At 43.8% G+C, this 25,457-nt stretch carries 20 protein-coding genes and 2 tRNA genes; 5 read left to right on the forward strand and 17 right to left on the reverse strand.

The window, feature by feature from the left end; genetic code table 11:
* Window positions 1-2: 2 nt before the first annotated feature.
* The 12 genes from truB to rlmE form a co-directional block, all read right to left on the reverse strand.
* Complete coding sequence (gene truB, locus HKI82_RS12575; protein WP_171138223.1) at window positions 3-947, reverse strand: tRNA pseudouridine(55) synthase TruB; 945 nt, start codon at window positions 945-947, stop codon at window positions 3-5.
* Window positions 947-1,342, reverse strand: a complete 396-nt coding sequence (rbfA, locus tag HKI82_RS12580; RefSeq protein ID WP_102941024.1) for a 30S ribosome-binding factor RbfA — start codon at window positions 1,340-1,342, stop codon at window positions 947-949. Before rbfA ends, truB begins: the two co-directional genes overlap by 1 nt.
* Before the next feature lie 144 nt (window positions 1,343-1,486).
* A complete protein-coding gene (infB, locus tag HKI82_RS12585; RefSeq protein WP_102941023.1) occupies window positions 1,487-4,198 on the reverse strand; it encodes a translation initiation factor IF-2 in 2,712 nt (903 codons plus the stop codon).
* A 22-nt stretch (window positions 4,199-4,220) separates the two neighbouring features.
* Window positions 4,221-5,708, reverse strand: a complete 1,488-nt coding sequence (gene nusA, locus HKI82_RS12590) for a transcription termination factor NusA (RefSeq protein ID WP_102941022.1) — start codon at window positions 5,706-5,708, stop codon at window positions 4,221-4,223.
* Window positions 5,709-5,743: 35 nt separating this feature from the next.
* Window positions 5,744-6,199, reverse strand: a complete 456-nt coding sequence (gene rimP, locus HKI82_RS12595; protein WP_102941021.1) for a ribosome maturation factor RimP — start codon at window positions 6,197-6,199, stop codon at window positions 5,744-5,746.
* A gap of 216 nt (window positions 6,200-6,415) precedes the next feature.
* A tRNA-Met gene (locus HKI82_RS12600) sits at window positions 6,416-6,492 on the reverse strand.
* Window positions 6,493-6,546: 54 nt separating this feature from the next.
* Window positions 6,547-6,629, reverse strand: a tRNA-Leu gene (locus tag HKI82_RS12605).
* A gap of 26 nt (window positions 6,630-6,655) precedes the next feature.
* On the reverse strand, window positions 6,656-6,994 hold the full coding sequence (gene secG / locus HKI82_RS12610) for a preprotein translocase subunit SecG (RefSeq protein WP_102941094.1): 339 nt from the start codon (window positions 6,992-6,994) through the stop codon (window positions 6,656-6,658).
* 258 nt (window positions 6,995-7,252) lie between these two features.
* On the reverse strand, window positions 7,253-8,593 hold the full coding sequence (glmM, locus tag HKI82_RS12615) for a phosphoglucosamine mutase (RefSeq protein ID WP_102941020.1): 1,341 nt from the start codon (window positions 8,591-8,593) through the stop codon (window positions 7,253-7,255).
* Between the two features lie 37 nt (window positions 8,594-8,630).
* Complete coding sequence (folP, locus tag HKI82_RS12620; RefSeq protein WP_102941019.1) at window positions 8,631-9,464, reverse strand: dihydropteroate synthase; 834 nt, start codon at window positions 9,462-9,464, stop codon at window positions 8,631-8,633.
* 86 nt (window positions 9,465-9,550) lie between these two features.
* Window positions 9,551-11,515: an ATP-dependent zinc metalloprotease FtsH gene (ftsH, locus tag HKI82_RS12625; RefSeq protein WP_171138224.1), complete on the reverse strand. Its 1,965-nt coding sequence runs from the start codon at window positions 11,513-11,515 to the stop codon at window positions 9,551-9,553.
* A gap of 99 nt (window positions 11,516-11,614) precedes the next feature.
* The gene (gene rlmE / locus HKI82_RS12630) at window positions 11,615-12,244 is read right to left on the reverse strand and encodes a 23S rRNA (uridine(2552)-2'-O)-methyltransferase RlmE (protein ID WP_102941017.1); all 630 of its coding nucleotides are present in this window, start codon (window positions 12,242-12,244) and stop codon (window positions 11,615-11,617) included.
* A gap of 119 nt (window positions 12,245-12,363) precedes the next feature.
* Here rlmE and yhbY point away from each other — a divergent pair, with 119 nt between their 5' ends.
* Window positions 12,364-12,660 (forward strand): ribosome assembly RNA-binding protein YhbY, encoded by a 297-nt coding sequence (gene yhbY, locus HKI82_RS12635; RefSeq protein ID WP_042484407.1) that lies wholly within the window; start codon window positions 12,364-12,366, stop codon window positions 12,658-12,660.
* Between the two features lie 92 nt (window positions 12,661-12,752).
* On the opposite strand, the gene greA is transcribed toward yhbY, so the two are convergent.
* A complete protein-coding gene (greA, locus tag HKI82_RS12640) occupies window positions 12,753-13,226 on the reverse strand; it encodes a transcription elongation factor GreA (RefSeq protein ID WP_102941016.1) in 474 nt (157 codons plus the stop codon).
* A gap of 560 nt (window positions 13,227-13,786) precedes the next feature.
* Here greA and HKI82_RS12645 point away from each other — a divergent pair.
* Window positions 13,787-14,797, forward strand: coding sequence for a porin (locus HKI82_RS12645; protein ID WP_171138225.1), 1,011 nt, complete (start codon window positions 13,787-13,789; stop codon window positions 14,795-14,797).
* 141 nt (window positions 14,798-14,938) lie between these two features.
* Entirely contained in the window at window positions 14,939-16,378 is a 1,440-nt protein-coding gene (dacB, locus tag HKI82_RS12650; RefSeq protein WP_171138226.1) for a serine-type D-Ala-D-Ala carboxypeptidase, read from the forward strand.
* A gap of 84 nt (window positions 16,379-16,462) precedes the next feature.
* Here the strand turns inward: dacB and tyrS are convergent, their stop codons facing one another.
* Window positions 16,463-17,650: a tyrosine--tRNA ligase gene (gene tyrS, locus HKI82_RS12655; RefSeq protein ID WP_102941013.1), complete on the reverse strand. Its 1,188-nt coding sequence runs from the start codon at window positions 17,648-17,650 to the stop codon at window positions 16,463-16,465.
* 131 nt (window positions 17,651-17,781) lie between these two features.
* On the opposite strand from tyrS, the gene HKI82_RS12660 reads away from it, so the two are divergent.
* Window positions 17,782-19,071, forward strand: coding sequence for a peptidoglycan DD-metalloendopeptidase family protein (locus tag HKI82_RS12660; protein ID WP_171138227.1), 1,290 nt, complete (start codon window positions 17,782-17,784; stop codon window positions 19,069-19,071).
* Between the two features lie 99 nt (window positions 19,072-19,170).
* On the opposite strand, the gene HKI82_RS12665 is transcribed toward HKI82_RS12660, so the two are convergent.
* From HKI82_RS12665 to erpA, 3 genes are all read right to left on the reverse strand, one after another.
* Window positions 19,171-22,257: an efflux RND transporter permease subunit gene (locus tag HKI82_RS12665; RefSeq protein WP_171138228.1), complete on the reverse strand. Its 3,087-nt coding sequence runs from the start codon at window positions 22,255-22,257 to the stop codon at window positions 19,171-19,173.
* Between the two features lie 8 nt (window positions 22,258-22,265).
* Window positions 22,266-23,399, reverse strand: a complete 1,134-nt coding sequence (locus HKI82_RS12670; protein ID WP_171138229.1) for an efflux RND transporter periplasmic adaptor subunit — start codon at window positions 23,397-23,399, stop codon at window positions 22,266-22,268.
* Between the two features lie 104 nt (window positions 23,400-23,503).
* Complete coding sequence (erpA, locus tag HKI82_RS12675; RefSeq protein WP_042484430.1) at window positions 23,504-23,845, reverse strand: iron-sulfur cluster insertion protein ErpA; 342 nt, start codon at window positions 23,843-23,845, stop codon at window positions 23,504-23,506.
* Window positions 23,846-24,137: 292 nt separating this feature from the next.
* On the opposite strand from erpA, the gene hemL reads away from it, so the two are divergent.
* Complete coding sequence (hemL, locus tag HKI82_RS12680) at window positions 24,138-25,433, forward strand: glutamate-1-semialdehyde 2,1-aminomutase (RefSeq protein ID WP_102963241.1); 1,296 nt, start codon at window positions 24,138-24,140, stop codon at window positions 25,431-25,433.
* Window positions 25,434-25,457 lie beyond the last annotated feature (24 nt).

Consider the following 25,457-nt stretch of genomic DNA (forward strand, 5'->3'; position numbering starts at 1 on the left):
CATCAAGTACGAGGTGGATAAACCACTAAACGTTTCGGCGCTACTTTGCCATCGTTATCGATTTCTGCAACGCCAAGGAATAGCTTCTCTTCACCACCCGTCATGCGAACTATACCGTCTGTTGGAGCACCAAAGACTTGAACCGCCTGACCGTGCTGAACCATATCAACCAGCTCAGCAACCAGATTTACTTCAGGTAAATCTTGTACTGCGGTATCCATCGGTAACAGCAAAGCATCAAGAGCATCATAAGGTGAGCGCTCTTCACGATGAGCCTGTTCAACAAGCTCATTAAGCTGCTCTAGTGTTACTATATTTTCATATGGATACTTAGCGACACCAGTACGACGAAGCATAGTGACATGCGCGCCACAGCCAAGCATTTCACCTAAATCATCAACGATAGTGCGGATGTAGGTACCTTTTGAGCAATGTACTTCCATCTCAACTTCATCGTTTTCAAAACGATGCAGAACAATATCGTAAACGGTGATTTTGCGAGATTCACGAGGAACTTCGATACCTTGACGAGCATATTCATACAGAGGACGACCTTGGTATTTCAATGCTGAAAACATTGAAGGTACTTGATCAGTTTCACCCCTGAATTTTTCGATACAACTGATTAGAGTTTCGCGGTCTACGTTCACTTCACGAGTTTCAACCACTTCACCATCTGAATCTGATGTGTCAGTGCGTTCACCCAGTTTTGCGATCACGCGATAACGTTTATCGGAATCAAGCAGAAACTGAGAAAACTTAGTTGCTTCACCCAAACAAATCGGAAGCATACCCGTTGCTAGAGGATCTAGCGCACCGGTATGTCCTGCTTTTTCAGCGAAGAAAAGGCGCTTAACTTTTTGCAGGGTGTCATTTGATGAGATGCCCGTTGGTTTATCAATCAGCACCACACCATTAATCGGACGCCCTTTACGACGACGAGCCATTACTCTTCGTCCTCGCGACCTGCTTCTTTTTGTTTGCGTTTGTCTGTGCTAACAACTTCTGAAACTAGATTCGACATACGCATACCTTCTACTAAGGTGCTGTCGTAATGGAAGCGAATTTCAGGTGTTAGACGTAAGCGAATACGTTTACCAAGCATCATACGAATATGCGCTTCATGCTCACGTAGTGCTTTTAAACATGATTCTGGCGTTTGCTCGCCTACACACAAGAAAGTGACGAACACTTTCGCGTAAGCAAGGTCACGAGAAACTTCTACATCAGAAATGGTCACCATTCCTAAACGAGAATCGCGAACTTCGCGTTGAAGTATCATCGCGAGTTCTTTTTGTAATTGCTGAGCCACACGCTGCGTACGGCTAAATTCTTTTGGCATAATTTTCTCACTAAATAGAAAGAATGGGGGAATGGTATTCCCACTCCCCCATGGCGTATTCAACAACCGAACATTGCCGTTAATACTGCTGTATTCATGAGCCCTGATTGACGAACAAACATGGAGCTCATTCATTTTAGCGAATTAATCGATGGTACGTTGGATTTCAACTGTTTCAAATACTTCGATTTGGTCGCCTACGCGAACATCGTTGTAGTTCTTAACGCCGATACCACACTCGTAACCACTTTTAACTTCTTGCATGTCGTCTTTAAAGCGACGTAGTGATTCAAGTTCACCTTCGTAGATAACCACGTTATCACGTAGTACACGAATTGGGCTGTTACGCTTGATTGTACCTTCAGTAACCATACAACCTGCGATTGCACCCAGTTTCGGTGACTTAAACACGTCACGAACTTCAGCAAGACCAATGATTTCTTGTTTGAATTCTGGAGCAAGCATACCGCTCATCGCCGCTTTTACTTCGTCAATCAATTGGTAAATGATTGAGTAGTAACGTAGGTCGATGCTTTCGTTTTCAACTGCACGACGAGCTGAAGCATCAGCACGAACGTTAAAGCCAACAACGATAGCGTTTGAAGCTGCTGCTAGTACTACGTCAGTTTCAGTAATACCACCTACACCAGAACCAACGATGTTCACTTTCACTTCATCAGTAGACAGTTTCACTAATGAATCAGAGATAGCTTCTACAGAACCCTGTACGTCAGCTTTCAGTACGATGTTCAGTTCAGCAACATCACCAGCAGTCATGTTAGAGAACATGTTCTCTAGTTTAGATTTCTGCTGACGAGCAAGTTTCACTTCACGGAACTTACCTTGACGGTAGTTTGCAACTTCACGAGCTTTACGTTCATCACGTACAACAGTCGCTTCGTCACCCGCAGCTGGTACACCAGAAAGACCTAAGATCTCTACAGGGATAGAAGGACCTGCTTCGTTGATTTCGTTACCAACTTCGTCACGCATCGCACGAACACGGCCGTACTCTTGACCACAAAGAACGATATCGCCTTTGTTCAGAGTACCAGACTGTACAAGTACTGTAGCAACAGGGCCACGGCCTTTGTCTAGACGTGATTCGATAACAACACCAGATGCCATACCGTCTTTAACTGCTGTCAGTTCTAGAACTTCTGCTTGTAGCAGGATAGCTTCTAGAAGCTGTTCAATGTTAGTACCTTGTTTAGCAGAGATGTGAACGAACATGTTCTCACCGCCCCACTCTTCAGGAATAACATTGTACTGAGCCAGTTCGTTCTTCACGTTATCTGGGTTTGCAGTATCTTTATCGATCTTGTTCACAGCAACAATCAGAGGTACACCTGCCGCTTTCGCGTGCTGGATTGCTTCGATTGTTTGTGGCATTACGCCATCGTCCGCTGCAACAACAAGAACAACGATATCTGTCGCTTGAGCACCACGAGCACGCATTGACGTAAACGCCGCGTGTCCAGGAGTATCAAGGAAAGTAATCATGCCGTTTGGCGTTTCTACGTGGTATGCACCGATGTGCTGTGTAATACCGCCCGCTTCACCAGATGCAACGTGTGTACGACGAATGTAGTCAAGTGTTGATGTTTTACCATGGTCAACGTGACCCATAATGGTAACAACTGGCGCACGAGATACTTTCTCGAACTCATTGTCACGGTCTTGCATTACCGCTTCTTCAAGTTCGTTTTCTTTACGAAGAATAACTTTGTGGCCCATTTCTTCAGCAACAAGTTGTGCTGTTTCTTGGTCAATCACTTGGTTAATCGTCGCCATTGCGCCCATCTTCATCATCACTTTGATGACTTCAGTTGCTTTCACTGACATCTTGCTCGCCAGTTCAGAAACTACGATAGTCTCACCAATCACAACATCTGATTTAGCTACAACTGCGCTCTTATCGAAGCCGTGTTGCATTGACGAAGGCTTAGCAATCTTGCCAGCTTTACGACCTTTACCACCACGACGAGTTTCACGCTCTTGCTTATCGTCGCGATTAGACATTTTTGTCTTTTTCGTCTTGGCGGAAGCACTACGGCGACGAGCACCTTCTTCACGACGGTCTGCTTCATCTTCTGCCGCACGAGCATAGCTCGATGTGGTCACATGGTAATCTGTATTCTCTTCCATACTACCTTTATTCTCTTCTTCAGCAGACCAACGCTCATTATTCTGTTCAGCCAATTCACGTGCTTTCTCAAGCTGACGAAGACTCTCTTCTTCAGCTTTACGCTTAGCTTCTTCTTCCTGACGACGCTTCAGTGCTTCGGCTTCTTTTCGCGCTGCTTCTTGCTTCATTTTATCTTCAGCAGAACGTTCACGTTTCGCCCCACCCTGTGCATCACGCTTAGTATCTTCCACTTCGCGTTTTGCTTTTTCATTTGCTTCACGTTGTGCTTTTTCTTCTGCTTCACGTTTTGCTTGAGCTTGCGCTTCCGCTTCACGTTTTGCAGCTTCTTCAGCTTCACGTTTCGCTAATTCTTCTGCTTCACGCTTAGCAGCTTCTTCTGCTTCGCGTTTTGCTTCATCTTCAACTGCACTGCGCTTAACATACGTTCGTTTTTTGCGCACTTCAACTTGAACATCCTTACTTTTACCGCCACCAGCACTTACGCTTAGTGTACTACGGGTTTTACGCTGGAGCGTTAAACGAGTTGGCTCAGATCCTGAGCCCTCTCCATGTTCCTTACGTAAGTGATTCAGAAGTTTGCTTTTTTCATCTTCTGATACGCTGTCTGAACTCGTTTTTTTCATGCCAGCATCAGCAAGTTGTTCTAATAAGCGGTCAACTGGAGTACCAATTTCTTCACTCAGTGCTTTAACTGTAAGTTGTGTCATGCCGCTTCCTCCCTTGCTGAAATTATGCGTCTTCACCGAACCAACAAATGTTACGAGCTGCCATAATAAGCTCGCCAGCGCGTTCTTCGGTTAGACCTTCAATACCTTCAAGATCGTCGATGCCTTGGTCTGCCAAGTCTTCAAGTGTTACTACACCTTTAGCAGCAAGTTTAAATGCCATATCACGCTCTAGACCTGCTAGCGATAGTAGGTCTTCAGCTGGCTCTAGGCCTTCGAACGATTCTTCTTGTGCCAATGCGATTGTTGTCAATGCATCTTTTGCACGGTTACGCAGTTCTTCGACTAGGTCTTCATCCAGACCATCTACTTCAAGTAGTTCGTTTACTGGAACGTACGCAACTTCTTCTAATGTAGAGAAACCTTCTTCAACCAACAGCTCAGCGAAATCTTGCTCAATATCGAGATACTTCATGAAGCGCTCGATAGCTGCCATTGATTCTTCTTGGTGTTTCTTGTTTAGATCAGCAACTGTCATTACGTTCAGTTCCCAACCAGACAGTTGAGACGCTAGACGTACGTTTTGACCGTTACGACCGATAGCTTGAGCTAGGTTATCCGCTTCAACTGCGATATCCATTGAGTGTGCATCTTCATCAACGATGATAGAAGCAACGTCAGCAGGAGCCATTGCGTTGATAACGAATTGCGCAGGGTTATCATCCCAAAGCACGATATCAATACGCTCACCACCAAGCTCACTAGATACAGCTTGTACACGCGCTCCACGCATACCAACACACGCACCTACTGGGTCGATACGACGATCGTTTGTCTTCACAGCAATTTTTGCGCGAGAACCAGGATCACGAGCCGCACCTTTCAGTTCGATCATCTCTTCGCCAATTTCTGGCACTTCCACACGGAACAGTTCGGCCAACATTTCTGGCTTAGAACGAGTTACGAACAGTTGGAAACCACGCGCTTCTGGAGCCACTTTGTAAAGCAGGCCACGAACACGATCGCCTGGACGGAAGTTTTCACGTGGCAGTTGGTCTTCACGTAGGATTACCGCTTCAGCGTTGTTACCAAGATCTAGGATAACAGTCTCACGGTTAACTTTTTTAACCACACCCGTTACTAGCTCACCTTCATTATCGATGAACTGTTCTACGATTTGTGCGCGTTCAGCTTCACGTACCTTTTGTACGATAACTTGCTTCGCAGTTTGCGTTGTGATGCGGTCAAATGTTACTGATTCGATTTGCTCTTCGTAGTAATGACCTAACTCAACTGAATCGTCATCATAAGATGCAGCTTCTAGAGACATCTCTTTCGTTGGGTTTTCTACTTCATCTACAACTAACCAACGACGGAAAGTTTCAAACTCACCAGTTTTGCGGTCGATAGCAACACGAACATCTACGTCAATTTCGTATTTCTTCTTAGTTGATGTTGCTAGCGCAATTTCAAGCGCTTCAAAAATACGCTCACGAGGTACTGCTTTCTCGTTCGAAACAGCCTCTACAACCGCTAAAATTTCTTTACTCATTGTTATAGCCTCTTAAGCTCTTTTCTCTAGGAGAACTAAAATTTAGGGATCAGGTTAGCTTTTGAAATGTTGCTAATCGCAAAATGTTCTTCTTGACCATCTACAGTTATAGCAACAGTTTCACCATCAACTGAGTGAATGATGCCTTTCCATTTACGACGGTTTGCTACAGCCATTTTCAAAACGATGCTGACCTCGTGACCGATAAATTGATCATAATGTGCAGCTTTAAAGAGTGGTCTTTCCATACCTGGCGAAGACACTTCTAAGTTGTAAGCCACAGTGATCGGATCTTCAACATCCAATACAGCACTCACTTGGTGACTTACTTCTGCACAATCGTCAACGTTAATACCGTTTTCATGATCAATGTAGATACGTAGTGTTGAGTGTTGTCCTGCGCGAACAAACTCTAATCCAACTAACTCATAACCTGAAGCCGCTACAGGAGCCTCAAGCATCTCAGTTAATTGTCTTTCTAAACCAGTCATTTAAACCACTCCAGAAACAAAAAAAGGGCATAGAGCCCAATTTAAATTCCAAGCAAAGCACCTGTGTTTCACGTTAAGAAACACAGATAACAAAAAACCCCGAAAGTCGGGGTTTTTGCTGCTGGACCCTGATAAATTGAGAATTTCTTCTCAACTGCAGTGAGGTAAACACTGCCAAACTTGCAACAACTACCACTATAAATAATAGAAGATAGTTGGTTGCGGGGGCCGGATTTGAACCGACGACCTTCGGGTTATGAGCCCGACGAGCTACCAAGCTGCTCCACCCCGCGTCCGACTTGCGAGCAATTATACGCTCAACAAGGTGATTTACAAGTTTGTAAACATGGTGCCGAGAGAGGGACTCGAACCCTCACACCGAAGCGCTAGCACCTCATGCTAGTGTGTCTACCAATTTCACCATCTCGGCATAACCTTTCTTACTTAAAAGTAAGATTATTGAGGAATTTCGTCGCCTGTTGGGGCTGGAGCTTCACTCAATGTACCTTCAGTCGTTTGCTCAATCACTTGACCTTTTGCAGGGTCAACCCATTGTGATTCAGTTTTATGTGTAGACATATTGCCTAGCACAAGACTAAAGATAAAAAATACTGTTGCAAAAATTGCAGTCATTCGGGTTAGGAAGTTTCCTGAGCCGCTCGCGCCAAACACTGTGTTTGAAGCACCAGCACCGAATGAGGCTCCCATATCTGCGCCTTTACCTTGCTGGATCAACACTAGGCCAATGATACCAACCGCTGCCAACAGGTAAATCACAAGTAGAACTGTAAACATTGCTTCCACCTATGTTCCAAATTGTTGAGCCAGCGCCGTTCCAATCATTTCTATTTATCGACAAGAACAAGGCTAGCGACCTCCTAACAGAAGGCGGACGCAATACTATCGAATGCGAGTATGACTGACAAGGGATATTTGATAAAAATATCCCGTTTGCTTATCAAACGGTCAAAAAAGGCTCAAAGTGATATTAGTTTAAACTTGGCTCCAAATTTCTAACTTGGTTAAAAACTTAGGAGCCAATAAAAACAAGACTTAACAGTTCGCTTTTACAGCTTCTGCAATTTTTAAAGCTGAAGATTTAACAAGATCTGCGTCTTCCCCTTCAACCATTACGCGAAGCAGAGGCTCAGTGCCTGACTTGCGAAGTAATACGCGGCCTTTCGCACCAAGTTGGGCTTCAACTTCCTTAACACTCGCAATCACAGCATCGGCTTCTAACGGATTAGAATCACCACTAAAACGCACGTTTTCGAGCACTTGAGGATAGAGTGTCATTCCTTTAGACAACTCGCCTAAAGACATTTCACTGCCTACAACTGAAGCTAAAACTTGTAGCGCGGCAACAATCGCATCACCAGTAGTCACTTTATCCAGCAAGATAATATGACCAGAGTTCTCTGCACCAATCTTCCAACCTTTAGCCAGCAATTGCTCCATTACGTAGCGATCACCAACTGCAGCACGAACAAATGGAATACCCAGTTGTTTCAGGCCATTTTCCATACCTAGGTTTGTCATTAGCGTACCTACAACACCGCCTTTCAACTCTCCGCGACGTAATGCATCGCGGGCGATGATATAAGCGATTTGGTCGCCGTCGACCTTATTGCCATTCTCATCAACCATAATTAAACGGTCACCATCGCCATCAAATGCCAGACCAAGGTGAGCTTGCTCTTCAACAACACGTATTTGTAGCGCAGCCACATCCGTAGCGCCTACTTTATCGTTGATATTGGTACCGTTGGGTTCGATACCCATGGCAATAACTTCTGCTCCTAACTCTTTAAACACATTCGGAGCAATGTGGTATGTCGCACCATGTGCACAGTCGACCACGATTTTCAGCCCTGCCAAACTCAATTTATTTGGAAAAGTGCTTTTACAGAATTCGATATAACGGCCAGCGGCATCAACTAAGCGTGATGCTTTACCCAGCATCGCAGATTCAACACAGGTGATCTCTTTGTCTAACTCAGCTTCGATAGCCAACTCAACTTCATCAGGTAACTTTGTGCCGTTTGAAGAGAAGAACTTAATACCGTTGTCGTAATACGGGTTGTGAGATGCCGAGATAACAATACCCGCTTCCGCACGAAAAGTTTGCGTTAGATATGCTACTGCAGGCGTAGGCATTGGACCAGTCAATACCGCTTTTAAGCCCGCAGCTGCTAAACCCGCTTCAAGAGCAGATTCCAACATATAGCCAGAAATACGAGTATCTTTACCTATAATAACTTGCTTAGTACCTTGCTTCGCTAACACTCGTCCAGCAGCCCAACCAAGCTTAAGTACAAAATCTGGAGTGATTGGGTATTGCCCAACTTTGCCACGCACGCCATCAGTACCAAAATAACGTCTTTCGTCAGACATAATATTTCCTTAGCCTATTCTTATAACTATTTGTGACTTATAAATTATCGTTCATTGTTTGAATAACTTTCATCGCTTCCAATGTCTCTTCGACGTCATGAACTCGGATTATTTGTGCACCTTTTAGAGCAGCTATAGTTGCGCATGTCACACTTGCAACCATACATTCCGCAGGTTTCTTCTCAAGAAGTTTAAACACCATTGATTTGCGAGACATTCCAGCAAGTATTGGGAAACCAAATCGATGAAGTTTTTCTAAATTGGCGAGTAAATGATAGTTGTGCTCAATTGATTTACCAAAGCCAAAGCCAGGGTCAAGAATAATGTTCTCGCGATCAATCCCAGCACTTTCACACATAGCTAGCTTTTCGAGGAGAAATGTCTCTACTTCGAGCTGAACATTATCGTATTCCGGATTGATTTGCATCGTTTTCGGTTGCCCTTTCATGTGCATGATACAAACAGGCACCTGTGCTTGGGCTGCGACTTCCAGTGCACCCGGCTCTTGCAGGGAACGAACATCATTGATTAGGTCTGCGCCGGCTTCTATCGATTGACGCATCACTTCAGCTTTACTGGTATCAACAGAAATCCAAACATCTTGATTAAATTCACGAATGGCTTTTATTGCAGGAATCACGCGGCGTAACTCTTCCTCAAGAGTGACTTCAGGAGCACCTGGTCGAGTTGACTCTCCGCCAATATCAATAATGCTCACTCCCGCCGCAATCATTTGTTTAGAGCGAGCAATAACATTTTCAATAGACGTATAACTTCCGCCATCAGAGAATGAGTCTGGCGTTGTATTTAGGATCCCCATGACGTGAGGACGATCAAGAATGAGTTCTTTAGTTGCTGTTGTTATTTTCATAAACGATGAGTCTTTCCATAACCATGTTCCCATAACCTGGAAACAGAAAACCCCGAACAAGTCGGGGTTTTAGAGATAACAAAAGATTATTCTGAATCTTTTTTCTCAGTTGATGAGTCAGCAGAAGTCTCTTCTACTTTAGGTTCTTCTTTTGGCTCTTCAGCAGGAATTTCTGTTTTAGATGCTTCAGCCTTTTTCTCATCTTGAGCTTTAGCCTGGTCTGCCCAACCCGCTGGTTCGCGAATCTCTGATTTACGCTCCATCAGATCATCGATTTGCCCTGCATCAATCGTCTCATACTTCATCAATGCATCTTTCATCGAGTGCATGATATCCATATTGTCGATCAGAATCTTGCGAGCACGTTCGTAGTTGCGGTCAATGATGATACGAATTTCATCATCAATCAGCTTAGCTGTATCATCCGACATATGCTTGGTTTGCGTTACGCTGCGGCCAAGGAATACTTCGCCTTCTTCTTCTGCATAAAGCATTGGCCCTAACTTCTCAGAGAAGCCCCACTGAGTCACCATCTTACGAGCAATATCTGTTGCACGTTCGATATCGTTTGACGCACCAGTTGATACTTTTTCAACACCGTAAATCAGTTCTTCAGCAAGACGCCCGCCGTACAAACTTGAAATCATCGACTCTAAATGCTGTTTCGACATACTTACGCGATCTTGCTCAGGTAAGTACATAGTCACACCAAGAGCTCGACCACGAGGAATGATCGACACTTTATAAACCGGATCATGTTCAGGTACTAAACGACCAACGATAGCATGACCAGCTTCATGGTAAGCTGTTGATTCTTTTGTTTCTTCAGACATCACCATTGAACGGCGCTCCGCACCCATCATGATTTTGTCTTTAGCCAGTTCAAATTCAACCATCGATACGTTGCGCTTGTTGCCACGAGCAGCAAATAGTGCCGCTTCGTTTACCAAGTTTGCAAGGTCTGCACCTGAGAAACCTGGAGTACCACGAGCAATTAATGATGGTTCAACATCACCAGCCAGTGGAACTTTACGCATGTGAACTTTAAGGATTTGCTCACGACCACGTACGTCTGGCAAACCAACAACCACTTGACGGTCAAAACGACCAGGACGAAGTAGCGCAGGGTCAAGTACGTCAGGACGGTTAGTTGCAGCGATAACGATAATACCTTCATTACCTTCGAAACCATCCATCTCAACCAGCATTTGGTTTAGTGTTTGTTCACGTTCATCGTGACCACCACCTACACCTGCACCACGCTGACGACCTACAGCATCGATCTCATCGATAAAGATAATACAAGGAGCTGCTTTCTTCGCTTGTTCAAACATGTCACGCACACGAGATGCACCGACACCGACGAACATTTCTACGAAATCAGAACCTGAAATAGTAAAGAAAGGTACTTTTGCTTCGCCTGCAATCGCTTTGGCCAGCAATGTTTTACCTGTACCAGGAGGACCAACCATCAAAACACCTGTTGGAATTTTACCGCCTAGTTTTTGGAATCGGCTTGGATCACGTAAGTAATCAACCAGTTCTTTTACATCTTCTTTTGCTTCATCACAGCCAGCAACATCACCAAATGTAGTTTTGATTTGCTCTTCACTCATCATGCGGGCTTTGCTCTTACCAAAGGACATTGCGCCTTTGCCGCCGCCGCCTTGCATTTGACGCATGAAGAAAATCCATACACCAACAAGCAGAATCATTGGGAACCAAGAAATGAAGATAGTTCCAAGTAGGCTTTGCTCTTCTGGAGCTGTACCTTGAACTTTCACATTCTGGTTGATCAAATCATCTAGTAATTTCTGATCATATACAGGCATATAAGTGACGTAACGTGCACTGCTGCCTCTACGAGTAAAGCTTATCTCACTGTTATTGAATTGAGCTTCTTGAATCTGGCCTTGACCAACTTCTTGTACAAAGGTCGTGTAATCGATAGTTCTACCGTTGTTATCACCTGGACCAAAACTTTGGAATACAGACATCAACACAACAGCGATTACAAGCCACAGAATTAAATTTTTTGCCATGTCACTCAAGGTGTAAGCCTCTCGATAACTAGTTGTAATTAAAGGTAGGGTACTACAGTTTCTAGGCTGTAGCCATAGTGTTAACTTTTCTCATTACGAGTAAAATAGTTAACCTTTGTAACCAGTGGCGACAATATAAACTTCTCGAGAACGAGCTCTTGAAGAATCTGGTTTACGAATTTTCACAACTTTAAACATGTCTCGGACATCTTTAACGTATTGGTCAAACCCTTCGCCTTGAAACACTTTGACAACAAAACTACCATTAGGCGCAAGAACTTGTCGACACATATCTAATGCTAATTCGACCAGATACATCGCCCTAGGTTGGTCTACAGAAAGATTCCCTGCCATATTCGGTGCCATGTCTGACATTACGACATCCACCATATCAGGCTGAATTCTTTCTAAAAGCGCTTCCAAAACCGCTTCTTCACGAAAATCACCTTGAAGAAACGATACACCAGCAATTGAGTCCATCGGCAAAATATCGCAAGCAATCACTTGCCCGTTGTCGCCGACAATACCAGCAGCATATTGTGACCAACCACCAGGAGCAGCCCCTAAGTCAACCACTGTCATTCCGGACTTCAATAATTTGTCTTTTTCTTGAATTTCTTCAATTTTAAAGATAGCACGTGAACGATAACCTTTCTTTTTAGCTTCATTCACATACTTGTCATCAAAATGTTCTTTCAACCAGCGGCCAGAGCTCGCTGAATGTTTTTGTTTACTCATTCTAATCCTAATCAAACAGCGTCTATCTGAGAAAGTATGGTAGAAAATATAGTCTTCAAAGATAGATGGCGCTAAAATAGCTTTTTTCAACCCTGATAATAAAGAAATTTGGGCGCGTAATGAACCTAAGCAACAAACAAAAGCAGCACCTAAAAGGTCTAGCACACCATTTAAACCCAGTCGTTCTAATGGGCGCTAACGGGCTGACCGAAGCTGTTCTGGCAGAAATCGAAATTGCGCTTGACCACCATGAACTGATTAAAGTGAAAGTGGTATCTGAAGATCGCGAGACCAAACAACTGATTGTTGATGCGATCGTTCGAGAGACTAAAGCAGAAAAAGTACAAGTTATTGGTAAAGTACTGGTTCTGTATCGTCCTTCAGAGCAACGTAAGATTGAACTACCTCGTAAGTAATAACTTTTTTGTAATAAACAAAAGTGTTACTTAAGATTACAAAAAGGTCGCTGCAGCGACCTTTTATATTTCTAGCTAACTTGAAACGACGGTTAGATGTAATCTACTCGGTCGATTTCAAATACTTTTTCGCCACCAGGCGTCACGATGGTTACTTCGTCACCTTCGCTTTTTGCAATCAGACCGCGAGCAATTGGTGAACTAACAGAGATTCGACCCGCTTTAATATCAGCTTCATCATCGCCAACAATTTGGTAAGTCTTTTCTTCATCAGTGTTCACATCGATCAGTGTCACTGTTGAACCAAAAATAACCTTACCAGTCTTATCCATCTTCGTTACATCGATAACTTGAGCCACAGAGAGCTTATATTCAATATCACGAATCTGAGCTTCACAGATCCCTTGCTCTTCACGAGCAGCGTGATATTCAGCATTCTCCTTCAAGTCACCTAGCTCACGAGCTTCTGCAATAGCTTGAGAAATTTGTGGGCGCAATTTCAATAATCTTTCAAGTTCTTCACGCAGTAATTTCTCACCGCGTACTGTCATAGGAACTTTTTCCATTTTATACCTCTACGCCAAAGCTGCCTTTGGACAAAACGAAACAGCCTAACCTCCCTAGAGAGATAGGCTGTATTAGATAAATTTATTTTGACTAAGTGTAAACAAAGTTTCTGTCGAAATCATCCAAATTAAAAATTAGATACAAGATTTGGCTTTCTGCGCACAATCCTAGCTCTCACAGAGATCTAGGTCACATTTCATCCAGTTCATATTTCCACCATTAAAATAAAAAAACATAAATATTTGCAGTTAACATTCGATTAAAAAAAGATTAGAAAAATAAAAAAAACCTTAAAAAACAGTTGATTGATATTTTCAACCAACAATAAAACGGTGTTCAATTGTGCTTTTTACATCATTTTACTAACAAGCTCAGGAACTTTGCGGTTTAAATCTAACTACGCAATATCCGTAAGGTTCCTAAACTTGTTTATGCAACTTTCACATAAACATGACATAGGAATCTTGATCGGCTTAAGTATTCAAACGACGATAGATATGTGCGTTGTAGTATATTCACACTCTATTTCTATTTATGGACAGTAAATTAGGATTAAAAAATGAAAAAGACTCTAATTGCTCTAGCAGTGGCTGGCGCGGCAGTGGCAACAGGCGCAAATGCTAACGAACTATACAACAAAGATGGCGACACTCTTACTATGGGTGGTCGTGCAGAAGCACGTCTATCTCTTAAAGATGGCAAAGCAGACGACCTATCTCGCGTTCGTCTAAACTTCCTTGGTAAAAGCATGATCACCGACAGCCTATACGGTGTTGGTTTCTACGAAGGTGAGTTCACTACTTCAGATCAAGGTTCGACTGACAGTTCTGGTTCAGATAGCCTAATGAACCGTTACGCTTATGCTGGTATCGGTGGTAACTTCGGTGAAGTAACTTACGGTAAAAATGAAGGTGCATTAGGCGTTATCACAGACTTCACCGATATCATGGCTTTCCACGGTAACTCTGCAGCAGACAAGTTGTCTGTAGCAGACCGTACAGACAACATGCTCTCGTACAAAGGTTCATTCTCTGACCTTTCACTAAAAGCTAGCTACCGCTTTGCTGATCGCGATTCAGACCTACAAGACGACAACGGTCAAGACGGTTACTCTCTATCTGCAATCTATGCATTAGGTGATACTGGCCTGAAACTAGGTGGTGGTTATGCAGCTCAAGACGAAGCCAATGAATATATGTTAGCTGTGTCTTACAAAATCTCAGACTTCTACTTAGCAGGTACTTTCACTGACGGTGAAAAACAAGTTAGTAACACAGATAAATCTACATTTGACTACACTGGTTACGAATTTGCTGCTGCATACAAACTGGGGCAAACTGTATTCACTACTACATACAACAACGCTGAAACTGATAGCGAAACTTCAAAAGATAACCTTGCGGTTGATGCAACTTACTTCTTCAAGCCAAACTTCCGCGCTTACGTATCATATAACTTCAACCTAATCGATGAAGGTGATGTTATCGGTACTGTAGCTGCTGGCAACGGTACTGCGACAAAAGCTCAAGCTGAAGACGAAGTTGTGCTAGGTATGCGTTACGATTTCTAATCGTAAATAATGCCTTTTCTTAAAACGCCTGCTTTGCAGGCGTTTTTGTTTTTAGCTCATAGAAGTTTAACCAAAACGGCAATGAAACTTACTGCTTAACACATTATACTGACTGCACTTTTAGGCAATTTTGTAGTCCGTATGCAGCATATCTTTTTAGCCAAACTCACCATTGAAAAAATCGTTTTTAGTTTTGTGGTTGGATTGACGATCACCCTAGTTTCCTTTCAGGCACAGGCTAACCAAGTTGCTGCTCAGCTCCCTCCTGCTACTCGTTACGCACTTATTGCGAAAAAGCTTATCGACAAGATTGAAACAGACACTCAATCGACAAACCAATATTTCCCACCTGCCAGTACGTTAAAAATCGTAACCGCGCTTGCCGCTAAACTGGAATTAGGCGATGAGTTTCGTTTCCAGACAGCCTTAACACAGTCAGGTAATAGCTATGCTCTGCTATTTTCTGGAGACCCGACCTTATCTTCAGAAAACATCAAGCAACTATTGGGCAATATTAAATCCACAAGCTCGGGATTAATCTCGGGGGATATTTGGTTAGATAACACGGCATTCACCGGATATGACAAAGCTGTAGGCTGGCCTTGGGATATTGTCGGGGTCTGTTATAGCGCACCGGCAAGTGCGATCAATATCGATGGCAACTGCATTCAATCTTCGATCTATACAGAGAAAGATGGAACCACCCGTGTTTACGTACCAGAGCAATACCCTGTTTATGTAATGACAGATGCAGAAGCGGTTTCTGAACAACAACAAAAGTCTCGCTACTGTGATTTAGAACTCTATCCAACACAAGAAAACCACTATCAGTTGTCTGGATGTTTAGCTGAACGAGCAAAGCCACTCCCTCTAAAATTTGCGGTTCAAAATACCAATCTCTATGCACAGAGAGTCGTGTATAGATTGCTCAATCAGTTAGGGCTTCAGCTAAAAGGTGAGATAAAAATAGGAAAGATGCCAAAGGCTGGAAAAGTCATCGCAACCCATCAATCTGAGCCACTCCCCGTACTGCTCGATACTATGCTCAAAGATTCTGACAATCTGATAGCAGATACCTTAACAAAATCTATAGGCCGACATTATTACCAACAAGCTGGAAGCTTTAACAACGGTACAGAGGCCATAAAGGAAGTGATCAGCAAGCAGACCGGTATTTCGCTTAAAGATGAGCAATTGGTCGACGGTTCTGGTTTATCACGCAATAACCGCTTTCAAACATCAAGTATGTTTCAAATCCTGCATTACATTTGGAAACACGACAAAACCTTAGGATTAATTAACCTGCTGCCGAGTTCCGGAGAATCTGGGACATTGCAATATCGCCGTAGCATGCGAGAAGAGATGATTAAAGGAAGAATCAAAGCCAAGAGTGGATCTCTTTACGGAACGTACAATATGGCTGGATATGGTTTAGATGAAAAAGGGAAACCAAGTGCTGTCTTCATCCAGTTTGTTACGGATTACTTTCCCCCAGAAGTAGACAGCGAAGTTCCTGTAGAAGCACCTCTAGTGACGTTTGAAAAAAGCTTTTATCGACAAGTTGTTGAGCTCAGTAAATAGCTTTAGAGCTAAAAAGCGCGTTTACGTATCCTTAAAACACAAAAAGCGCCGACAGGCGCTTTTTGATGTTCGATATGCAGCAAATTACTTCACAGTTACTCGTGCAAATTTTCGCTTACCAACTTGGTAAACATAAGTGCCCGCAGTTGGAACAAGCTTAGCATCTTCGATTTTTTCACCATCTTGCTTAGCCGCACCTTGCTTGATCATTCGCATTGCATCGGATGTTGAGTTAACAAGACCAGCATCTTTAAGTAGGTTCGAGATTGCAATACCAGCTTCAAATTCGAATTCTGGCATTTCATCTGGCATCGCGCCCTTTTGGAAACGATTGATAAACTCTTGTTCTGCTGCTTCAGCATCTGCTTCACTATGGAAACGAGCAATGATCTCTTTAGCTAACAGAATCTTAGCGTCACGAGGGTTTGCGCCATTCGCTACGTCTGATTTCAGTTTTTCAAGCTCAGCAAGAGGACGGAATGACAGTAGCTCGTAGTAGCTCCACATCAGGTCGTCAGAGATAGACATGATCTTACCGAACATCTCACTTGGAGACTCACTAACACCAATGTAGTTATGTGCTGATTTAGACATTTTTTTCTCACCGTCTAAACCAACCAATAATGGCATCATCAACACAACTTGAGGTTTTTGGCCATTCGACTTTTGCAGCTCACGCCCCATCAATAGGTTGAATTTTTGGTCAGTACCACCAAGCTCAACGTCAGTTTCCATAGCAACTGAGTCATAACCTTGTAGGAGTGGGTACATGAATTCATGAATAGCAATTGGCTGGCCGCCTGCATAACGCTTCTTGAAGTCATCACGCTCTAGCATACGAGCAACCGTTTGGTTTGCAGCCAGACGAATCATCCCTTCTGCACCAAGCTCAGATAACCATTCAGAGTTAAACTGAATTTTAGTTTTCGCAGGGTCTAAGATCTTAAACACTTGTTGCTTATACGTTTCAGCGTTACGTAGAACGTCTTCGCGTGTTAGCGGTGGGCGAGTAGTATTTTTACCCGTTGGGTCACCGACCATACCCGTAAAATCACCGATAAGGAAAGTAACGTCATGCCCTAAGTCTTGGAAAGTACGTAACTTATTCAAAATCACAGTGTGACCTAAATGAATATCTGGTGCTGTTGGATCAGCACCCAGTTTGATACGTAAAGGACGGCCTTCTTTAAGCTTAGCAATCAGCTCTTCTTCAGGAATCAGTTCCTCAACACCACGTTTAATTTCAGCTAAAGCCGCTTCAATACTCGCCATTCTTGTTCACTCCCACAGATTTGGCAAAAATTTAATAGTTCGACATATTACTTGAATAGCGATGCATTTTGAAACCAGTTAGACTACGTAACTGGATTTTTTATTAATTATTGACTGAATGACCTCCGAGTATGCTTTCTATTTTCACTCGTCTTCCATGGATTCATCGAACTTTAATCGCGTTATGCAGTGCGCTGATTGTTTTTGCTCTTTTATTTTTGCCTAGCCCAGAGTCTTTGCAAAAGAATCCAAACAAACTACAGGTAGGTCGCCACTACCCTCTTGCTATTAATAGTGAAGCTCTCTCTCCGGGCTCAACGATTCTTCCTTCAGCGATTCTTCGCTGGGAGAAATACAAAGTTCGCTCTGGAGAAAGCGCAGCAGTTCTGTTCCAACGAATTGGACTCACTGCAAGGCAGCTGTATAGCTTAACGTCTAGCAACGAAGAGATTAATAATCAGCTAAGCCGTTTACGTCCCGGTGATGAATTGCAGTTCGGCTTTAATGACAACAATGAGTTGGTTCAGCTGAAACGTAAACTGAGTGCTTACGAAACCTTTGTGATAACCCAATCTGAAAATGGTTACACCTCGGAAATAGACAAGAAAGAAGTCTTCTACCAATACAACTATGCTGAAGCGGAAATTACGTCAAACTTCTGGAACGCAGCAATGTCTGCAGGCTTAAGCGCGAACCAAATTATGGAGTTGGCGGGAATATTTGGTTGGGATATCGACTTTGCTTTGGATATCCGTTCTGGCGACAGTTTCAAGCTACTCTATCAAGAAAAGATCGTTGAAGGCGAAGTGGTTGATCGCGGAAATATCATCGCCGCAACCTTCATCAACCAAGGAACCGACTTTACCGCAGTACTCGATGACAACACGGGTAACTACTACGATCCAAGCGGTCGGGCAATGAAGAAAGCCTTCTTACGTTCACCACTTGATTTTCGTCGGGTGTCTTCCAACTTTAACCCAAGCCGTTTACACCCAGTAACAGGACAGGTGAAAGCTCACCGAGGTACTGATTATGTCGCTCCTATTGGTACACCAATATGGGCAGCAGGCGATGGTGTGGTGGAGAAATCGAGCTACAACCAGTTCAACGGAAATTATGTATTTATCCGTCACAGCAACACCTACATTACCAAGTACCTGCATTTAACTAAGCGAACCGTGAAAACCGGACAAAGAGTGAAACAAGGGCAAGTCATTGGTACTTTAGGCAGAACTGGTCGAGTAACAGGCGCTCACCTGCATTACGAATTCTTGGTCAATGGTGTACACAAAAACCCACGAACAGTGTCATTGCCCCAGTCTCAATCATTAACAGGCAAAGCTAAGCAAACTTTCATTGCTAATGCCGAAATTAGATTGAAACGTTTAGACAGATATGGACAGTTACTCTACGCCAATTAACGAGCTGTCTTTTTCTGGATAGAGCGAAGAGATGTCTACAGAGACAAAAGGGCTGAGTATAAATACTCTGCCCTTTGTTTTATGCGCTTTTTAAAACCGCTATTCTTGGTGCTTGTTCCGTCCCAACATCAATAGACACGGTGTCAACACCAGAGTCAGAACCGTTGCAAATGCTAAGCCGCCAGCAACGGCTGTGGCTAATTGAGACCACCACTGAGTACTTGGTGCACCAAACTCAATCTTCTGATTGATTAAGTCGATATTCATTTCCAACACCATAGGCAATAAGCCAAGGATCGTGGTGATGGTGGTGAGCAATACCGGACGTAAGCGTTGAACGCCAGTTCGGAGTATTGCTTCTTTCTTGTCCATACCGCGTTTTATCAGCTGATTATAAGTATCGATTAAAACAATATTATTGTTTACCACAATACCTGCCAGTGAAATAACACCAATGCCGGACATAATCACGCCAAACGGTTTCTGGAATATCAGCAAACCAGCGAAAACACCAACCGTCGAAAACAGTACCGCACTCAAGATTAAAAATGCTTGGTAGAAGCTGTTGAACTGAGTAATCAGAATCACGGCCATAGCCACCAATGCAACTAAAAACGCCTTTTCTAGGAAAGCCGCCGAATGCTCTTGCTCTTCGTTCTGGCCTCTCATTCTAAACTCAACGCTTGGTGGTAACCCTAACTCAGCCAACGCTTGTTCGATTTTCGGTAACTCTAGCGCCAAGTTGTAGCCTTCGTTTAAATCAGCCATCACGTTGATAACTCGACGCCCATCAATACGTTCTATCGTATCTTGCTTATGATCTGGCTTGATTTCAGCAAAATTGGTAATCGGCACTAAACCGGCAGGTGTTTTTACCCGAAGTTGATCAAACCGCCCGATATCGCGCTTGTCTTCTGGGTAGCGAACAAGAATATCGACTTCTTCATTGGCATCATCTGGTAAGTAATCACCAATCTTAAGACCATTAGTGACAAACTGAACCGTGTTACCCACCAAAGTTGCATCAGCAGCAAAGCGAGAGGCATCATCGCGACGAATATCAATCCGCCAGTCGATACCCGGTTTTGAAGATGAATCACTAATATTGGTAAACGCGGCATTACTATCAGCCCAGTGGCGAACTGTCTTAGCCGCCAACTCCAGCTCTTGAGCATTATTACCAGAAAGCTCTATAACCACGTCGTGATCGACTGGCGGCCCCGCATCCGGAAACTTATATTCGATCTCAACACCAGAGAACTTATCTGTGGTCTGTTTTAGCTCATCAATAATTGCCATGACTTTACGACGATACTGCCATTCCACAGGTTTAACTTGAATTTGGCCGATAACATCGTCTCCACCCGTTCGAGTGTAAACACTTTCAAATTCATCATGACCTAGCATTACCTGCTCAATTTCGCGCATGATGGTGTCTTTCTCATTGATCGACAGATCACCGTAAGAGCGAACTTTCACATTGAAATATGGCGGGTCAACTTCTGGGAAAAATTCCACGCCGTTCCCAGCTTTGACATAGGCAAATCCTATTGCGACAGACATGACAATCGCACTCAAAAGAATTTTCAGCGGGTGATGTAATGCAATAGAAAGCGTTTGGTAATAAAGCTTAGTGATACCCGTTGCTTTATCAAACTCTCCTTCGTGTAACGCCACCATGTTAGCTCTCGCTTCGGGAGTTACGTTTTGAGGACGCCCCATCACACTACCTAAAACTGGCACAAACAACATCGCCATAATTAATGAAGCGGTCAAGGTAGCAATCAGAGTGAGAGGCAAATACCTCATAAACTCGCCTGTTACGTCCGGCCAGAAAAGCAAAGGAGCAAACGCGGCTAGAGTGGTCGCTGTTGACGCCGTGATAGGCCAAGCCATGCGTTTCGCTGCATCGCGATAAGCTTCCCCTCTTGGCATTCCTTCCTGCATTCGCCTGTCGGCAAACTCGGTCACAACAATCGCGCCATCCACCAGCATACCGACCGCCATAATCAGCGCAAACAATACGATGATGTTAACGGTTAATCCAAATACCGAAAGTGTCAGCAAGCCGATTAAGAATGAACCTGGGATAGAAACACCAACCAACAATGCAGTTCTCACACCCAATACGGCGATGATAACGATAACGACAAGAATAATGGCTGATAACACATTGTTCTGCAGGTCATTAAGCATCATCTCGACATCTTGAGATTCATCCCACGTGTACTTGACCAATAAGTTTGATGGCCAATCTTCTCGCTTCTGTGCTTCACTAATAACAGTTTTGACAAGTTCTACCGTTTCAATGATGTTCTCGCCCGCTCGCTTTTTAACATCCAAAACGATGGCAGATTTGCCGTCTAGTCTGGCGAACGAGCTTGGGTCTCTGAATGCGCGTCGTACTGTAGCAATATCACCAAATGTGACAACTTGCTTGCCATCCACTTTCACTGGCAGCTCTAAGACATCTTTTATCGAGTCAAACACTGAAGGAACTTTGACAGAGAAGCGACCATATCCCGTATCGACAAAGCCTGCGGCAACGACACGGTTATTTAACGCTATCAGGTTGTAAATATCGCCCTGATCTAATCCATAACTTTCCATGAGCAGTGGATCGACAATGATCTCAACGATGTCGTCTCTGTCACCGGCAATATCCACTTCTAGAACTTGACGGAAACTCTCCAACTTATCCCGCAATAGACGAGCAATTTGTACTATGCCTCGTTCAGGCACCGTGCCGTATAAAACGACAGACAATACCGGCTGGGCATTTGCTAACGTCACTTCGTTTACGGTTGGCTCATCACTGTCGGCTGGCAATTTCGGCTTAGCTAAATCTACCGCATCTCGCACATCCGCCATCGCCTTATCAAGATCGACACCGACGTTGAATTCAAGAACAACAGAAGCATGGCCTTCAGAAGAATTAGATGTCATCTCCTTAATGCCTTCGATGGACCGTAGTTCTTGCTCTAAAGGACGGGCAATCAAACGCTCCGCATCTCCCGGTGAAATACCTTGGTGAGAAACAGAAACATAGATGATTGGAATAGTAATATCTGGACTCGATTCTTTAGGAATCGTGACATAAGTTAATGCACCTGCTACAAGAATAAACACCAATAGCACGAGCATAGTTCGAGTACGCGACAGTGCCGCGTCAATTAACGCAAACATGTCGCCTCCTAAGGCTTACTGTCTTGTAACGGTTGGGTATCTATATCTGCTGTGTGCTTAACCGCTGCGACTTTATCACCATCACGCACAAAACCTTGACCACGAGTAATGATGTTAACTTCTTCGCCTAAGCCCGTTAGCCAAACACCGTCTTGCTCCGCTTTGACCAGTTGAATAGGAACGAAATGAACCCTGTCTTCAACCAAGGTTTTCACCCCTAAGTTTCCTTGATCATCAAGCGCAAGCATGGCTGGAGTAATTTTCACTGCCATTTGCGTTTCTAAATTCAATTCAACTTGAGTGCTTACCCCTGCTGGGATCTGCTGATTCGGATTAGGCACTTCCACCTCAATAGCGAAAGTATTGGTTGAAGGAGAAGAAAGCTGAGATAAATAACGCACGGTTCCCTGAGTTTGAGAACCTTGAATAAAGTGAATGGTTGCTGGTTGACCTTTAGTAATGCTCTGAATGTGGCGTTCACTCACGTTCGCCTCAATCACCAATTTATTAAGATCAATCAAGGTTGCTACTGGGTCGCCAACCCCAACAAAATCGCCCTGTTCAATAAACAAGTTTTCAACCACACCATCGAAAGGTGCAACAATTGAAGTGTGCGCCAAGTGCATTTCGACCGTTTTCACACTGGATTTTGCATCGGTAAGTTCGGCAAGAGCGTTTGTATAAGCGATTTCGCCCTGCAATCCACGATTTTTAAGCGACTCTGCCGCTTTGAACTCTTGACGTTTTACCGACAACACAGCCTTTGCTCGATCAAGCTGAGATTGCAAATCACCTTGATCAATAAGCGCAATTACTTGCCCTTTAGAGACTTTGTCACCTTTGTCGATTTTAGTGAGTAAGATCTTACCTGCGATTTCCGCAGATAAGCGAGCTTGCTTATCTGGCGCTGTGCGGCCGTAAAGATCGATTTTCTTTTCTGTAGGTTCAGCATGGAAGGTTTGATACATCACTTTAGCAAGTGGGATAGTATCTGCAGATTTTTCTGGTGCTTGCTCTTGTGCGTTAAGTGAACCAAGACTCAGCCAGAGGGTTAACAATATGATAAGAATGAAAGAAACGAGCCAGGGCTTTTGTGTAAAATGTCGCCCCCCAAGTAAGCTTCTCAATGAGACATGAGACATGGACAATCCTTTATATATATGTCCCTGCACAACAACTCAAATATGCAAGGAGAGTGAATCAGCTGAAACTTCATTTAGATAGCTAATTCACTCTGCATCATTAGTTAAACACTAAACGATGCACCGCAACCACATGTGGTTGTTGCGTTCGGATTGTTTACAAAAAAGCGAGAACCTTCTAGCCCTTCCGTATAATCAACCACTCCGCCAATCAGATATTGCAGACTCATAGGGTCAACCACTAGGGTTACTCCGCTATTTTCGATTGTGGTGTCTCCATCATTTACATTCTCGTCAAATGTGAATCCGTATTGGAAGCCACTACAACCACCACCTGTAATATACACACGTAGTTTCAGTGCCGGGTTTTCTTCTTCAGCAATCAACGCTCTAACACGTGTTGCTGCTGCATCCGAAAAGGATAACGGTACATTTACATCACTCACAATGACCTCTCTCAGTCGCGTAAATGTACACCAGATATTATTCACTAGATCAATCTGATGGACATGACTCTTTTTTGATAATGCGGCGATTATCTAATACCTGACCTATACGTTCAAGTATTCACCGATACTTAGTTCAGAGTCTTCAGAAATGATAGGATCCATTTTTGCTGATTAAACAAGATAACTCAGTGAGAAGGGTCAGAAATTTAGTTAAAACGTTTCACCTCTGCACTCACAAGCGTACAATGCACAGCAACTTGGTCCGAGACATAATAAAGAGGAAGATTCCATGACCAAATCAGCTGATCTCTATAACAAAGCTCAATCAAAGATTCCTGGCGGCGTTAACTCTCCTGTTCGTGCGTTTAACGGCGTTGGTGGCTCTCCAATTTTTATTGAGCGAGCAGACGGCGCATTCATCTTTGATGCTGATGGTAAAGCATACATTGATTACGTAGGTTCTTGGGGGCCTATGATTCTTGGTCATAACCACGCAGTTATCCGTGAAGCTGTGATTAACGCGGCAAACCGTGGTTTGAGCTTCGGCGCTCCAACTGAAATCGAAATCACCATGGCTGAGCTAGTGTCTGAGTTAGTTCCTTCAATGGAACAACTACGTATGGTGAGCTCTGGTACCGAAGCAACCATGAGTGCAATTCGCCTAGCGCGTGGTTTCACTGGTCGTGACAAGATCATCAAGTTTGAAGGTTGTTACCACGGTCACGCAGACAGCTTACTAGTAAAAGCAGGTTCAGGCGCCTTGACGCTGGGTCAACCAAGCTCTCCTGGCGTACCTGCTGATTTTGCAAAACACACATTAACGGCACGCTTTAATGATCTTGAATCAGTGCGTGAACTGTTCGCTGCAAATAAAGGGGAAATTGCATGTATCATCGTTGAACCTGTTGCAGGCAACATGAACTGTATTCCACCAGTGGAAGGCTTCCACGAAGGTCTGCGTGAGATCTGTGACCAAGAAGGTGCATTGTTGATATTTGATGAAGTAATGACTGGCTTCCGCGTAGCTCTTGGCGGCGCTCAAGCTCATTACAATATCAAACCTGATTTAACCACTCTAGGTAAAGTGATTGGCGGCGGTATGCCTGTCGGCGCATTTGGTGGGCGTAAAGATGTCATGCAATTTATCGCACCAACAGGCCCTGTATACCAAGCAGGTACATTGTCAGGAAACCCAGTAGCGATGGCAGCGGGTCTTGCGTGTCTGAGTCTTCTGAAAGAAGAAGGTAACGAGAAACGTCTTGCATTTAAAACTAAGCAATTGGCCGACGGTTTTAAATATCTTGCAGATAAGCATGGAATCCCAATGGTAGTAAACCAAGTGGGCGGTATGTTTGGCTTCTTCTTCACTGATCAGGAAAGTATTACTTGCTACGAAGACGTGACCAAATGCGATATCGAACGCTTTAAGCGCTTCTTCCACTTAATGTTGGACAAAGGTGTTTACCTTGCTCCGTCAGCGTTTGAAGCAAGCTTTACTTCTCTGGCTCACGGTTCAAGAGAAATCGAAGCGACACTTGAAGCTGCGGATCATTGTTTAGCTGTTATTGCAGCTGAAGCGAAATAACGCACAACCAGTTTGAACAATAAG

The sequence above is a fragment of the Vibrio plantisponsor genome (assembly GCF_013041605.1).
In the GTDB taxonomy this organism is placed as follows: Bacteria; Pseudomonadota; Gammaproteobacteria; order Enterobacterales; family Vibrionaceae; genus Vibrio; species Vibrio plantisponsor.

What these genes read in the sequence shown, in the direction of transcription:
- secG (WP_102941094.1), bottom strand. Translation starts at nt 6,994, where the DNA reads ATGTTTACAGTTCTACTTGTGATTTACCTGTTGGCAGCGGTTGGTATC.
- rlmE (WP_102941017.1), bottom strand. Translation starts at nt 12,244, where the DNA reads ATGAGTAAACAAAAACATTCAGCGAGCTCTGGCCGCTGGTTGAAAGAA.
- rimP (WP_102941021.1), bottom strand. Translation starts at nt 6,199, where the DNA reads ATGACTGGTTTAGAAAGACAATTAACTGAGATGCTTGAGGCTCCTGTA.
- HKI82_RS12665 (WP_171138228.1), bottom strand. Translation starts at nt 22,257, where the DNA reads ATGTTTGCGTTAATTGACGCGGCACTGTCGCGTACTCGAACTATGCTC.
- rbfA (WP_102941024.1), bottom strand. Translation starts at nt 1,342, where the DNA reads ATGCCAAAAGAATTTAGCCGTACGCAGCGTGTGGCTCAGCAATTACAA.
- HKI82_RS12660 (WP_171138227.1), top strand. Translation starts at nt 17,782, where the DNA reads ATGCTTTCTATTTTCACTCGTCTTCCATGGATTCATCGAACTTTAATC.
- truB (WP_171138223.1), bottom strand. Translation starts at nt 947, where the DNA reads ATGGCTCGTCGTCGTAAAGGGCGTCCGATTAATGGTGTGGTGCTGATT.
- HKI82_RS12645 (WP_171138225.1), top strand. Translation starts at nt 13,787, where the DNA reads ATGAAAAAGACTCTAATTGCTCTAGCAGTGGCTGGCGCGGCAGTGGCA.
- infB (WP_102941023.1), bottom strand. Translation starts at nt 4,198, where the DNA reads ATGACACAACTTACAGTTAAAGCACTGAGTGAAGAAATTGGTACTCCA.
- HKI82_RS12670 (WP_171138229.1), bottom strand. Translation starts at nt 23,399, where the DNA reads ATGTCTCATGTCTCATTGAGAAGCTTACTTGGGGGGCGACATTTTACA.
- greA (WP_102941016.1), bottom strand. Translation starts at nt 13,226, where the DNA reads ATGGAAAAAGTTCCTATGACAGTACGCGGTGAGAAATTACTGCGTGAA.
- tyrS (WP_102941013.1), bottom strand. Translation starts at nt 17,650, where the DNA reads ATGGCGAGTATTGAAGCGGCTTTAGCTGAAATTAAACGTGGTGTTGAG.
- folP (WP_102941019.1), bottom strand. Translation starts at nt 9,464, where the DNA reads ATGAAAATAACAACAGCAACTAAAGAACTCATTCTTGATCGTCCTCAC.
- dacB (WP_171138226.1), top strand. Translation starts at nt 14,939, where the DNA reads ATGCAGCATATCTTTTTAGCCAAACTCACCATTGAAAAAATCGTTTTT.
- hemL (WP_102963241.1), top strand. Translation starts at nt 24,138, where the DNA reads ATGACCAAATCAGCTGATCTCTATAACAAAGCTCAATCAAAGATTCCT.
- nusA (WP_102941022.1), bottom strand. Translation starts at nt 5,708, where the DNA reads ATGAGTAAAGAAATTTTAGCGGTTGTAGAGGCTGTTTCGAACGAGAAA.
- yhbY (WP_042484407.1), top strand. Translation starts at nt 12,364, where the DNA reads ATGAACCTAAGCAACAAACAAAAGCAGCACCTAAAAGGTCTAGCACAC.
- glmM (WP_102941020.1), bottom strand. Translation starts at nt 8,593, where the DNA reads ATGTCTGACGAAAGACGTTATTTTGGTACTGATGGCGTGCGTGGCAAA.